Source organism: Nocardiopsis trehalosi NBRC 14201, assembly GCF_001552555.1.
GTDB lineage: Bacteria > Actinomycetota > Actinomycetes > Streptosporangiales > Streptosporangiaceae > Nocardiopsis_B > Nocardiopsis_B trehalosi.
In genome coordinates, this window is sequence record NZ_BCRK01000173.1 from 1 (window position 1) to 13,018 (window position 13,018).

General features: G+C 73.2%; 10 protein-coding genes and 1 tRNA gene. 1 reads left to right on the forward strand and 10 read right to left on the reverse strand.

Annotated features, from left to right (window positions below):
- Positions 1 to 486: 486 nt before the first annotated feature.
- Both NT8_RS31360 and NT8_RS22815 read right to left on the reverse strand, forming a co-directional pair.
- Positions 487 to 2,091, reverse strand: a complete 1,605-nt coding sequence (locus tag NT8_RS31360) for a DALR anticodon-binding domain-containing protein (protein ID WP_169805249.1) — start codon at positions 2,089 to 2,091, stop codon at positions 487 to 489.
- 242 nt (positions 2,092 to 2,333) lie between these two features.
- Complete coding sequence (locus NT8_RS22815; protein ID WP_067973450.1) at positions 2,334 to 2,699, reverse strand: response regulator transcription factor; 366 nt, start codon at positions 2,697 to 2,699, stop codon at positions 2,334 to 2,336.
- Positions 2,700 to 2,823: 124 nt separating this feature from the next.
- On the opposite strand from NT8_RS22815, the gene NT8_RS22820 reads away from it, so the two are divergent.
- Positions 2,824 to 2,895 (forward strand) — tRNA-Arg (locus NT8_RS22820).
- A gap of 678 nt (positions 2,896 to 3,573) precedes the next feature.
- Here the strand turns inward: NT8_RS22820 and cas2e are convergent.
- The 8 genes from cas2e to NT8_RS22860 are packed head-to-tail and all read right to left on the reverse strand — an operon-like array spanning position 3,574 to position 12,734.
- Positions 3,574 to 3,921 (reverse strand): type I-E CRISPR-associated endoribonuclease Cas2e, encoded by a 348-nt coding sequence (cas2e, locus tag NT8_RS22825; RefSeq protein WP_067973432.1) that lies wholly within the window; start codon positions 3,919 to 3,921, stop codon positions 3,574 to 3,576.
- Positions 3,918 to 4,865, reverse strand: a complete 948-nt coding sequence (gene cas1e / locus NT8_RS22830) for a type I-E CRISPR-associated endonuclease Cas1e (protein WP_067973434.1) — start codon at positions 4,863 to 4,865, stop codon at positions 3,918 to 3,920. Before cas1e ends, cas2e begins: the two co-directional genes overlap by 4 nt.
- The gene (gene cas6e, locus NT8_RS22835; RefSeq protein ID WP_067973437.1) at positions 4,866 to 5,564 is read right to left on the reverse strand and encodes a type I-E CRISPR-associated protein Cas6/Cse3/CasE; all 699 of its coding nucleotides are present in this window, start codon (positions 5,562 to 5,564) and stop codon (positions 4,866 to 4,868) included.
- Entirely contained in the window at positions 5,564 to 6,292 is a 729-nt protein-coding gene (gene cas5e, locus NT8_RS22840; protein ID WP_067973440.1) for a type I-E CRISPR-associated protein Cas5/CasD, read from the reverse strand. The genes cas6e and cas5e overlap by 1 nt, the downstream gene beginning before the upstream one ends.
- Positions 6,289 to 7,479: a type I-E CRISPR-associated protein Cas7/Cse4/CasC gene (cas7e, locus tag NT8_RS22845; protein WP_067973444.1), complete on the reverse strand. Its 1,191-nt coding sequence runs from the start codon at positions 7,477 to 7,479 to the stop codon at positions 6,289 to 6,291. Before cas7e ends, cas5e begins: the two co-directional genes overlap by 4 nt.
- Positions 7,476 to 8,171 carry a type I-E CRISPR-associated protein Cse2/CasB gene (gene casB / locus NT8_RS22850; protein ID WP_245646292.1) on the reverse strand — a complete coding sequence of 232 codons (696 nt, stop codon included), beginning with the start codon at positions 8,169 to 8,171 and terminating at the stop codon, positions 7,476 to 7,478. Before casB ends, cas7e begins: the two co-directional genes overlap by 4 nt.
- Entirely contained in the window at positions 8,168 to 9,835 is a 1,668-nt protein-coding gene (gene casA, locus NT8_RS22855; protein WP_067973446.1) for a type I-E CRISPR-associated protein Cse1/CasA, read from the reverse strand. Before casA ends, casB begins: the two co-directional genes overlap by 4 nt.
- A complete protein-coding gene (locus NT8_RS22860) occupies positions 9,825 to 12,734 on the reverse strand; it encodes a CRISPR-associated helicase/endonuclease Cas3 (RefSeq protein ID WP_067973448.1) in 2,910 nt (969 codons plus the stop codon). Before NT8_RS22860 ends, casA begins: the two co-directional genes overlap by 11 nt.
- Between the last annotated feature and the right edge of the window lie 284 nt (positions 12,735 to 13,018).

Below are 13,018 nucleotides of genomic sequence, written 5' to 3' on the forward strand. Positions count from 1 at the left end.
GGGAACGGCCGCCCCTCACACGGGAGCGACCGGCGCCTTGTCGGGAACGGCCGCCCCTCACACGGGAGCGACCGGCGCCTTGTCGGGAACGGCCGAGACGACCGCCCCCCACGCGAGAGACCGGCTCCCGTCGGGGACGATCGACCCCCGCTGAGGAGCACGATCCGCCCCGGCACGGGAGGGACCGGGCCCCACTGAGGAGCACGGACCGGGCCCACGCGGAGGGACCGGCACCCACGGAAGGAGCGGCCGACTCCCCGTCGGGAACGGCCGGGACGGCCCGCCCCTACGCGGGAGGGACCGGCCCTTCTCATGGAAGGGCCGGCTCCCCGCAGGGGACGGGTCGCCTCGGAAGGCGGACCGCCGGTCTCCGGTCGGAGGGGGCCGGCGCCCCGAGGGGCGTCCGGCCGACCCGGCGCGGGGCGTCCGGCGGTGGTCGGTGCGGCGGGGGCGGGCCTGCGGTGCGGGCGACGCGGGTCGGGGAGTTCACAGCCTTGTGGGCGCGGACACACCGAGCAGGGACAGCCCCGTTGCGAGGACCCCGGCCACGGCGGCGCACAGGTCGAGCCGCGTCATGGAATCCTCCCCGACGACGGCGCCGCCCGTGGCCGGAGCACCGGCCGCCCCCGTGGCGCCACCGCGGGATTCTCGCCACTCATGGTAGGCAATCGCGAGACCTTCGAGGTAGCGGACCAGCATATGGGGTTCGTCCCGCCGCCCCGAGGCCCGCACCACGACGGGACCGTCGAACACCCACCCGGCCAACCGCTCCCCCGCCACCCCGAGCCCGGCCCCCTCCACCCCCAAGGTCCCGACACGACCCCCGGCGTCGACGTCGGCGTCGGTGCCGGTGCCGGCGGCGGCGCCGAGGCCGACGCCCTCACCACCACCGCCCGAGGAGCCGCCCTCCCCCACCAGAGCGCCGTCACCCCCCTCGTACGGCCCATCAGCCCTCCCAGGCCCGATCCCGCACCCGACGGCACCGCCGACCGCCTCCGCCCCTTCGGACCCGCCCCCCCGGCCGACAGTCCCGTCAGCGGCCCCCGCGCCCCGCGCCACCACACCGGAACCGCCGTTCACGCCAACGATGCCTTCGCCGCTCCGGGCGGCCGCTCCACCGCCGGCCCGCTCCTCGTCACGAGCCCACCTGAGGCTGCTGACCGCGTGGGCGTGGGCGTAGCGCACGGCGAAGGCGGGGTTGTCGTCGGTGTACCGGCCCCAGTTCCCCGGGGCGTCGGCCGTCGGCAGGGCGGGCAGCCCGGCGCCGGTCGCCTCACCAGGCCGGAGCCGGTCCGACGCCGAGCGGCAGAAGGCGTAGCGCGCGTTCGCCTCGCCCACGGCGGCGAGCAGCCGTGCGGCCTCCCCCGCACCGGAAGCGCCGTCCGACCACGGGTCCCGCCACGACACCTCCCGCGCGAGCACGGGGTAGTCCGCGACATCGGGCACGGCGCCGGACCCACCGCCCGCACCCTCCACCTCGCCGGGCCACCGGGCGTCGGCCGCATCGCGACCGTCCGAATCTGCGCACTCCCCCGCGTCGGCGCCGGGCTCCACCCCGCCGTCCATCACGGCGGCGACCGCGTCCGCGGCGGCGGCGATGCGGCGGCGGACCTCCGCCCGCACCCGGTCCCGGGCCGCCCCGACCCCGTCGTCCCAGGGGTCAGAGGCCGCCCCGGGAACGGCCGAGGAAACGGGGGGCAGGCCGGATAGCCCCCGGCCGGATCCGCCACCCGCCGGAACCTCAGGCGTCGTTCGGCACCCGTCCGCGGCCCTCCCGCCCCCGACGAGGTAGAGGGGGTCGCGGGCGGCCGATCGGACCAAGGCGATGAGCGCGCGCGGGGTCAACGTGACGTTGACGAAGCCGCGTCCGTGCGCGACCGCGTCCGCGATCTCGGGACGGGATCGCAGCACGGCGGCCATCTCGGCGGCGAGTTCCCCGGGATCGCGCCTTGCGGCCCCGGCCAGGCGCAGCGGCAGGGCACTCGCGACGTGCCCGGACGCGTCGGCCGGAGGGCGGCGCGGATCAGCGGGCGGCACGGCGACGCCCGGGCCGACGACCTCGGCCGCGGCGGCCCGCAGCAACCCGGCCACCGCCCAAGGCGTTGCGGCACCACCGGCGGCGCACCCGGACTCCGCGAGAGCGGCACCCGTGGGGGCGGATTCCCTCGGATCGGGACCCGCGACAGTGGCGTCCGTGGAGGTCCTGTCCGCCGGATGGGCGCCCGTGGGCACGGCCTCCGCGGGGGGCACGTCCGCGGGGGTGCCGTCCGCCGCCGCCGACGCCGAGGAATCGCCGACCCCACCGTCCCCGCCCGGAGGTACGACGGGGGCCACTACAGTCCCGCGAGGTCGCGGACGGTCACGATCAGCTCGTTCGGGTCGAACGGCTTGGTCAGGTAGGCGTCGACACCGATGTCGCGGCCCCGCCGCAGGTCGTCCTCCTGGGCGCGAGCGGTGATCAGCACCACCTTGGTGGCGCGGGTCTCCTCGTTCTCGCGCAGCCGCAGGGCCGTGACCCAGCCGTCCAGGCGCGGCATCATCACGTCGAGCGTGATCACATCGGGGCGGACGTCGCCCACGCGGTCAAGGCAGTCCTGGCCGTCCACCGCCGTGTGCACCTCGAAGCCCTCGAGCTGCAGGTTCACGGCGATGAGCTGCCTGATCACCTCGTTGTCGTCGACCACCAGGACCCGTGCCAGCGCATCTCCACCCACGGGCGCGAGACTAGCCGCCGCACCCCGGCCCCCGCTGGCGTATGGCCGAACCCCCCGGAAATTTGCGCGATCCACCCTCGCGGCCCTGCTAATGTTGTCCACGCAGCGCGCCCCCTTAGCTCAGGGGATAGAGCAACGGCCTCCGGAGCCGTGTGCGCAGGTTCGAATCCTGCAGGGGGCACCCTCGCGGCACTAGCCGAATCACAGCACTGACCAGCGGCGATACACCTTCGTCCGCTGGTCTTTCTGTGCCGCCCTTCGCCATCCTCCTCCACGTTCCCCGGACCTCTGTGGACCACTGGTGGACCGGGCATTCGGGACAAAAATGGGCGGTAGGTCGGAGACATCCGGCCTACCGCCCTTTAGGTCTCCCACGGCGGCCAGTTCCTCGGGCGCGATCGGGAGCTCATTCCCTGCGTGCGCGCGCGGGGAGTAGGCGGAAAAGCTCGCGGCCGACATCATCCGGGCGGGCTCATCCCCGCGTGCGCGGGGGGGCAGGAACCCGGACAGGTTCTCCGGGTCGAGCTCGACGGGCTCATCCCCGCGTGCGCGGGGGGCAGGTCGACACCCTTTCTCTCGCCGCGATCGCCCTGGGCTCATCCCCGCGTGCGCGGGGGGCAGTGTGGGCGCCGCCATTGCTTACGCAGAAAGTAGGGCTCATCCCCGCGTGCGCGGGGGGCAGTCTTGTTGACCTGGGGTGATGCTGCGCCGGGGGGCGGTTTTGAGCAACTTCATGGCGGCCGGGAGGCCGAACGAAGCCACCGCTGGACTGGCCGCTTCCGTGAAGGGACGACACCTGGATAGCGGCCTCGGCCGGCCTCAGCACGTCCTCAGGCGAGGCCGCGAGTCGCCCTGCTGTTCACCGGCCGCCGAAGCGGCGGCGGCGGGACGCCTTGCTCCAGCCCTTCGTGGGCTGGATGGCGTCCGCCGACTGCTGATGCGGGCGGAGGAGGAGGGTCAGGCCCTCGTGGTCCACCGGGCGCCACTTGTGGTCGAAGGTCTCGAAGGCGAACCCCTGCTCGTTGTCGGTGCTGTACGCGAGGAGGGCCCGGCCCGTGCCCGCATACTGCTTCACCTCCTGCCACAGCGCCTCACGGATGCGGGCCGACGGCCCACCGATGAACACGCCCGCGGAGATCTCCACCAGCCACCGCGTGAGGTATCCGCGCAGCCCGGCCGGACACGTGGACAGGACGATCACCGTCACCAGATCACCCCGTAGTTGACACCCGACTCGACGTCGACACCGCCGTCGGTCTGCAACCCCACCCGGTCCGGCGCGTCCTCGACCTCCGTGTCCGCCCCCTCTGGCAGCAGAAGCGACTTGATGTCGTCGACGCAGCGATCCAGCAGGCCGAGTCGGTTGATCCGGTCGCGGATCTCCCGGCGGGTCCTCGCCCCGACCTCATCGGAGCCCTCCGCCGCCATGTCGAAGGCGGCCGGGATTCCGATCTCCGTCTTGTACAGGTCCGCGATGTCGAGCACGAAGGACAGTTCGTGCCCGGAGTGGACGAACCCGAGCGCCGGGGAGCACCCGAGGGCGGCGACGACCGCGTGCGCGACGCCGTACAAGCACTGGGCGGCGGCGGTGACGCCCTGGTTGGGGGCGTCACCGGAGGCGAAGTCGCCGGGGGTGAACTGCCGGCCGCGCCACGGCACCCCTGTCCTGGCCGACTCCTTCCTGTAGAACTCCTTGACCCGCTGGCCCTCCATCCCGAGGAGCCGCCGACGGGTCGCCTCCGCCGGATCCTCGTCGGGGAAGCGCATCCGGTACATGGCACGGGCGACGTCGAGCCGGGCGCGCCGGTTCGCCCACGCGGTCGCCTGGGCCTCGGCGAGAGCCGCCGATCTCGACAGCGCCCTGCCGCCCGCGTAGTAGCGCACGCCGTGCTCTCCCACCCACACCACGCCCGCCCCGCATTCGCCGAGCACGCTGATCGCCTGGTGGGTGACGCGGGTGCCCGGCCCCAGCAGCAGGGTGCCGATCGTCGCCGCGGGGATGTAGCGGACCCCGTCGCCGTCCTCGGCGGTGATGGCGTTGTGTTCGCGGTGGATCGTGCACCGTTCCAGGTAGACGAACGACAGCCGGTCCCCCGCGCGCGTCAGTTCGCGGGGGGTCAGCGTCGGCCGGGTCCCGATCGTGCCGGCCATTCAGTCCGCCTTCGCCAACGTCATCAGTCCGCAGCCGTAGGCCTTGGCCCGGCCCAGGCCCGCGACCAATGCGCGGCGCAGGGCGTCGGGGTCGGTGACCTCCAGGCGGCCGTCGAACGTGACGGCCACCAGCGGCACCCGGTTCCGGCTGCCGTCCTGCTCGATCTTGCCGAACCGGCGGCTGCGCCGGTCGTGCACGATCAGTTCGTGGACGTCGTCGTCGGCCAGCCGCTGCTCCGGCGGCTTCTCCCGGATGCGGAAACCCGCCACCTCCTGGCGTTGGAACAGCCATCCCGCCTGGTGGGCCGGGGTGACGTGGGCGGTCACCTTGGTCGGTTCGCCGTCCTTGCGGCGGATGCTGTGCACGGGGTTGGCGGTGAGGCGGAACGCCCACACCTGCCCTGGGGCCAGCTTCGCCAGAAACGGCCGGTAGTCGCGGGTCTCCCAAGCCTGAGTGGTCGGCCAACCGGCCTGCTCGACCACATGGGTCAGGTCGGGCTGGGCGGGGCTGACGATCCAGCAGTAGGCCTCCGCCCGGTTGGGGCGGTCGATGCGCCACAGCACCCGGGAACCCTCCGGGGCACTGGGCGGTTCGTCGACGAAGGCGCCCTTGACCGCTGCGTGCATGGCCTGCGGGGAGGCGAGCAGTTTGCGGGCGCCCGCGCGTGCGGTGTTCAGGCGGACCCTGGTGAGGTACATCAGTCGCCTCCCAGTGCGGCGAAAGGATCGTGGTGGAGGGCGGGCGCGTCAGGGGCGGGCGTGTCGGCCTCGGCATACGGGTTCGACGTCGTCACGGTCGTGTGGGCCACCCCGCGGACCGCGTACCGGCGGTGCTCCGGGGCGAAGCTGAGGGGCACGTCGCGGAGTTCGTGTGCGGCCGTGTGCCCGGGACCGGTGTCGAGCCACACGCCGAGTTCGACCTCGGCCTCGCGTCGCCGCGATCTCTGGTACCAGTCGGCGGCGATCCACTCCTGCTCCGCGATGACGGTCCACAGGTCGGCGTCGCGGACGCCCAGGTCGATCCGGCGCGCCGGCGGGCAGGAGCGGCGCCCCAGGTAGGGCAGGAACACCGGATCGCGGAGCGCGCGGTCGAGCCGGGCGATGAGTCCGGCGTCGCCTTCGAGGGCGGCGAAGAACACGGCGTCGGCCAGGTAGAAGCGTTCGGAGACCGGCATCGCGTCGCCGGTGTCGGCGTGGTGGGCGGTCTGGAAGTCGCGGACGCGGACGCCGGGCTGGTCGACCCGGACGGCGTAGCGCAGCCGCCCGAGGTCGCTGACGTCGTCGGTGCGGCGACGCCCCAGCGCGGCGGCGAGCAGGCCGATGACCCCGCTCTTGGTCGGGGCGTTCTCGGTGGTGCGCCGGGCGAACCTGGACCGCGCCCCCCACGCCTGGAGGGGGCCGGCGAGTTGCAGGGCGAGGACGCTCATGCGGACGTCTCCAGGCGCCGGGCCACCGCCTCCCCGACGCCGTCCACCAGGTCGCCGAGCGTGACCTCGTCGCCGAGGCCGGCGAGATCCTCGGTGGCTTCACCGACCCGCAGCACCCAGGTGGCGACCGCCTCGGCGCCGTAGGCGCCCTCGACCTCGGGGATGTAACGGCTCAGCTTCCGGCACGCCTCGCGGACCTGGCCGCTCTTCTCGTCCTGGGTGACGGGCTCCTCGAAGGCGCCGACGAAGCTGACGGGGCGCGAGTCGCGCAGCTTGACGACGACCGCGTCGGGCAGGGTGTGGTTGGCGAAGGTGTTGGACTTGCCGGTGGGCATGGACTCCACGAACGCTCGGACGAACGCCTCGACCGCGCGGCGCACCGGAGCGGTCCCGGGCTGCTCGTCGCGCAGGCCGGCGCCCAGGTTCTCGGCGAGCCGGTTCACGTCGACCGCTGCGTAGCGGTACAGGGTGGCGGAGTTGAACTCGACGGTGCCGATCATTCCGGCTCCGGGCTCGTCGTCCTCGCGGCGGTCGTCGACGGCGGTGTAGTAGTCCGACTCCGTGTCGGCGGCGTGCACGCTGATGGCGTGGGCGACCTGGGCGGAGGCGTCGACGTTGATGTCGGACGCGTCGGCGACCATCCGGCCGAACAGGGCGATGTCGACGGAGTGGCGGGTGTTGGCGATGCGCTTGGCGCGGTCCTTATTCTGCTTGGCCTTGAGGAAGGCCGCGATGTCGTCGCGGCCCTCCACGGCGAGTTCGGCCAGACCGTCGCGCTGGCGGGCGCTGAGGAACATGAGGTAGGAGGACTGGGGCGCCGTGTCCTCGTCGTTCCCGTTGTCCTTGTCCTTCTTGGCGCGCTTGGGTGGCTCGATCTTGGTGCCGGTGGCGGCCGTGACGGTCGCAGCGGCCAGCGCCAGGGCCTCGGCCTGCTCGATGGAGTCGTCCTGCCGCCGGATGCTCTCGGCCACCAGCTCCGCGACGCGCTTGGTGCGAGTGCCGAGTTCACTCGGGTCGAGCACGTCCCGGAACGCCTCCCGAGTGGCGCGCTTCCACGCCTGGCTGGAGACGCGGGCGCGGTTGACCCCGCCGTAGACGGCCCGCTTGGGCGACCCGGTGTCATCGCGGTTGATGTTGCTCGGCGGGACGGTCTGGAGTACGTGCACGTCGAGGATGATTCGGCTCACGGGGCGTCCTTGTCGGTGTGGTCGGTGTCGTCGTCGGCGGAAGTTTGCTCGGCGGTCGGCTTGGGCGGCCGGTAGGCGTTGAAGCCGTGGTCCCAGGCGCGGCGCACCTGGCGCATGCCGCCGGGTCGCTGGGCCAAGAGCATGTGCTCAGCGAGAAGTGCGTAGTCGAGGGGGATGCGATCGCGGCGCATCAGGTCGATCAAGCCGCGCATGCGTTCGGCCATGATCGTGACCGTGGTGGCCTTCCCGACCTGGACGAAGCGCTGGCGGATGGGGCTGCTGATCTCCTGGGCCGGCATGAGGCGCCGTACGGCCCAGCCGAGGTTGTGCACGAGCGAGGGACGCTGGGTGTCCGGGGAGTGCCAGCGGTACATACGCAGGTCCGGGGTGCGCAGCGACTGCTGATGCCGGGCGTAGAGGGTAAGGGCGACGTGGGCGGCGCGTATGGGCCGGTCGTCGGCGATCCACACTTCGTCCAGACCGTAGTCCTCACCGAGGAATTCGGGGACGTCCTCGGGGAGGCGCCCCGCGCCCCGGCGGAGTTCGGCAAGGTTCTGCACGGCCAACGGCACGTCCCGCTCGTTGACGTACCCCTCTTGCAGCCACGTGAGGCGGTTGTGGACCGCGTTCCCAAGGGTGTCCAGCTCCGGGCGTTCGACCTTTTTGCGCTTTTCATCGACGGCCGGGGTCACTCGTGCTCCTTGGAGGTGGGGGTCGTCACTGTCAGGGGGAGGGCCTTGGCGAGGCCGCGGTGGAATCTGCGCTCGGCCCGGCCGGCGCTCAGCCAGAGGTCGCCCTGCGGGGTCTCTACGACGCGGCCCGTGTGCGCCGCTTCCCCCGCGTTGAGCACGAGGTCACGGGCGATCCGGACGAGGGTCGCCCGCACGCGGACCTGCCAATCGCGGCGCCGCTGCTCTGGGTCGGCCTGCGGGCCGAGGTCGCGCAGCCAGGCGCGGAAGAGTCCGTCGAGTTCGCCGAAGGCGCGGTCATACGCCTGATTCCGGGGGGTGTCCGCGGGGATGCCCGCCGCCTCGGCGAGCCCGGCCGCCAGGTCCCCGAGGGCGTGCACGGCCTTGTCCGCGTCGGAGACGGCGTCGATGGCCGCCTGGCGCAACCGAGTGGACTGCTCACCCAGGAGCGCGACGTACATGTCGACCCGGTCGTCGGTGACCTCGTCGATGACCGACTGCTGCGTGCCGTAGCGCGCACCGACGCTGCGGGCGCGAATGAAGTGGTCCTGCGGCAGAACATCCTCATTGACGAGCCGTGCCACCCAGTCCATGATCGGCGGCTTCAGGTGACGGGCGGCCTCGCCGCGCTGGATATCGCCCTGGTCCTGGAGCAGGGATTCCAAGCCCCGCCAGGCGCTGCGTGCAGGCTGGTGCTCGTGCGGCAGGTAGATCAGGGCCTTGCCCCGCTTCTTCTCCTGGGCGGGGCTGCGCCGCCAGCCGGTCATGGGTTCGCGCTGCTGCCGGTTCGCGGCGTCGAGCGGGTCGCCGTAGCAGAGCAGCACGCCGTAGACGCCTTCGTCGTCGGCGAACAGCCGAACCCGGCGGCTCTGCCAGGTGTAGAGGTCGCGCACCCCGTAGGGGCGGGACACCGCCTCGGTACCGGTGAGCATGCCGGGGCCGCCGGGCGGGAAACGCCATGCCGGGCGGTCGCCCTCGTCGGCGCGGACTGGCTCGAAGTCGGCGGCGACGAGGTTGAGCAGCAGGGTCTCGCGCAGGTCGTCGCCCTCGACGTAGACACCGCCGAGGTTGCCCGCCCAGCCGACGCCGCGGGGGTATCCCTTGCCCTGCTTGGCGTCGGGGTCGCCCACGGCGCCCGACTTGATGCCGGAGGGGTCGAACGCGTGGGCGTGCACCAGCCAGCGGGCGGCCTCGGCGAAGCCGAGCCGCCGGGCGCCGCGCGCCCGCATGCTGAAGAACGGCTCCCCGTTGGGGACGTCGGCGACGATGCGGTCCAGCGAAAAGTGCTCCTTCTTGGCGGTGTACAGGTCGGCGACCTGGAAGAAGGGCGTGCGAGGGTGGAGCAGGCCGAAGCGCTCGCGGTGGGTGTGGAGGTAGGCGTCGATCCGCTCGGTGGGCAGCGTCTTCTCCACCCACAGCTCGTGCCAGTCGTCGATGTCGGCCGGCCCGTCCAGGGCGTCGTGCAGGACGGCCAGGAGCAGGCGCAGGAGCGCGAACTCCTGGGTGGGCAGGTCGCCGACCAGGCGCGCGACACCGTCGGGACCGCTGTGCGCCTGGGCGAACACCTGGCGCAGCGACAGCTCGTCGTCGGTGCCGTCGCGGCGCCGCACCGGGATCCACGGCCGCTCGGTGAGGTCGAAGGCACCGGCGCCGTCGTCAGTCGTCATTCACAACCTCGAGACCGTAGTCGGGCGAGTACGTTACGTGGCAGCCTGCCAGTCGGGTGCGACAGTTCTCGTCGAGAACGAGGACCAGCTCGCCGGCCACCCAGTGGGCGTCCTTGGTCTGCCATGCCGGGAAGAAGTCCCGTTCCAGTTCGCCGATCACCCGGTCGATGAGATCGGGGCGGACCAAGGGGAAGGGCAGACGCAGGGCGCTGGCGGCCACCGTGCGCCCCGCCCGCGGGGACGGGGGTGCGTCGACGGGCAGTCCGACTCCGCCGCGGCCGTCCGCCAGCCAGGGCAGCGTGGTCAGCGTTCCATCGGAGCGCCGCTGCACCACCAGGACCTCCAGGCCGTCGGCGCTGTCGCGGACCTGGGCGCGACCGCGGTGCGTGTCGTCGGTGTCGCCCACCCCGGCGTCCACCCAGCCGATGAGGGAGCGGCCGGGCTTGGCGGGGGCGCCGAGCAGGAACGCCCGCGCGTCCTCGGCCTTCCTCGCCTGCTCCACCTCGTGCGTGGTCCGCGCCCGCTCCAGCGCCTCCCGCCAATCGGCGGGGCCGGCGGACTTCTCGCCGTAGGCGTGCTGGACGAGGCGGTCGATGTCATCGGGGAGGTGCAGCGTGGCCCCGGCGTCGTCGCCCGCGTCGGACGCCGCCAGGTGCGGCTCCAGGACTGCGGCGGCGCGCAGCAGCGGGTAGGGGCGGTACACGTACTCGGCCCCCCGGTCGGGTTTGGGCGGGGATTCCGCCCAGTCGGCGCCGGTCACCAGGCAGCGGGCGGCGCGCAGCCGCTCCGGGCGCTCGCTCTGCCCCTCCCCGCGCAGGTGCCGGTGGAGCCGCCCCATGCGCTGGAGCATCAGGTCGATGGGGGCGAGGTCGGTCACCAGCAGGTCGAAGTCGATGTCGAGGGACTGCTCGACCACCTGGCTCGCGACAACGACGCGACCCGTGGTCGGCCGCCGCCCGCCGAGTTCGGCCACCTTGTCGGGTGGCCCGAAGCCGGCGAGCAGTTCCCTGTCCTTCGCGGCCCGGTCGAGGTCGACGAACCGGGCGTGGGCGACGGTGACCTCGATGCCGGAGCCTCGGAACCGCTCCTCCAGTTCCCTGGCCGTCGCGTGGACGCGCCGGACGGTGTTGCGCACCACCAGGACGCACCCGCCGTCGGCCAGTTCGCCGATCAGCCGTTCGGCGAGGGTGCCGGCGTCGTCGTCCAGGCGCTCGACGCGCACGTCGGTCCGGCGCCCGGAGGGAGCCGGCGCCGACACCCGGGGTGGCTCCCCGGGGACCACGCCGGTGAGCAGCGGGTACCCCTGGGCCTGCGCGACCGGGGCGAACCCGGGGGCGTCCCGCCGCGCCTGGGCGTAGGCCGCGGCGAGTTCGCGGCGGCGCACTGCCGGCAGGGTCGCCGACAGCACCACCACGGGGACCCGGTAGGCGCCCAGCCACGACAGCACCCGGTCGAGGTAGGCGTTCATATAGGTGTCGTAGGCGTGGGCCTCGTCGATGACGACGACCTTCCCCGCCAGGGCGAGGTGGCGCAGTGCCAGGTGGCGGCTCTTCAGCCCGGCGAAGAGGAGCTGGTCGATCGTGCCCACCGCGAAGGAGGCGAGCATGCCCTTCTTGCGGCCGCTGAGCCAGGTGTGGGCGACCAGTTCACCGGTCGCCGCCTCCCGCCCCCCGTCGCGGTCGATGTCGGCCGAGGCCCACCGGCCGTGGCGCATGAGGTCGGCGTAATCGTCCTGCAGTGCCGCCTTGGAGTGGGCGAGGAAAACCGACTGCGGGTCGGCCGCGCCCTGCGCGCGGGCGAGCGCGGTGATCCACTTCGTGAGGCGGGGGAACATGGCGTTGCTGGTGGCCATGGTGGGCAGCGCGACGTAGCATCCGCCGGCGCCTGACCGTGCGGCGAGGACCTCGGCGGCCGCGAGCGCGGCCTCGGTCTTCCCCTCCCCCATCGGCGCCTCGATGATGAGCATCCCCGGGCCGGCCATTCCGCGGGCGGCTTCGAGCGCCGCCTCCTGGACCGGCCTGACACGTGCGTCGGGCGGCAGGGAGAACCGCGAACGGAACAGGGTGTCGGCGTCGTCCCGCGGCTCGCGCGGGGTCCAGGGGCGGGGCAGGTCGAGCTGGTTCCAGGCGTCGCCGATGCGGTCCGCATCGCTCTCGGCGGCGTCGGGGAACAGCGGGAAGAGTTCGGGGTTGGAGGCGATCCAGTCGCTGGCGATGACGATCGCGCTCAGCAGCACCTGGGCGGTCGGGGCGAGGCGGAGATCCTTCCAGGCGGCGAGGCGGCCCTCCACCGCACAGGCGCGGGCGGCGCCGTCGAGGAACTCCTGCTGGACGCCGCGCCAGACGTCTTCGTGGCCCGGGGTGGCGAGCAGGGCGGGGTGGTCGGCGGCGAGCTTCACATCGGTGTCGCCCGGTGGGACACCGTGGTGGGCGCCCACGATCGCCGCCGGCTGGAGGGCGGACCGGCGGCTCCACCCGTGCCGCTCCTGGAGCCAGGAGGTGAGGAGAAGCTGCCCGGCCAGTCCGTGCGGCGCCAGTTTCCGGTCGGCCATCTGCCGGTGGAGCGGCATGTCGAGCCCGTGGGCGCGCATGGTGTCGGCCAGGCCGTCGACCTGGCAGGCGAAGGCGGGGGTCGCCTTGCCGATGTCGTGTACGGCGGCCAGCCAGAGCGCCAGCAGCCGTCCGTCTTGTTCCCCCTCGGGCAGCCCTTCACCGATCCGGCGCTTGACGCTGGGCGCCAGCCACTCGTCCCACAGCCGCCCGGTCACACCGGCGCTGTCGGCCATGTGCCGCCACAAGGGCAGCCAGCCCTCGGTATCGCGATCGTGCTTCGCCCACACCGACCGTGCCGCCCGGGAAAGCGGCCCCAGAGGGTCCCGCAGGCGGTTCTCGTCAACCATGGGGGTGATTCAAACGGAGGGCAGGGACACACGGGGTACGAATAGGAGAATGTCCGGATGCGGTCGCACCCCTCGAACCCGCCCCAACGGGAACGGGGGAGGTGTATAGCCCCACCCGGCACCCGAGAGCCGGCCCCACCCCGCGTACGCGGGGGAGGTCAGGACGCGCCACTCGCGGAAATGCTCGCGCGGAAGGACTCATCCCCGCGTGCGCGGGGAGCAGGCGGCGACGGTCCGCGCGGCCGACATGGCGTGGGGCTCATCCCCGCGTGCGCGGGGAGCAG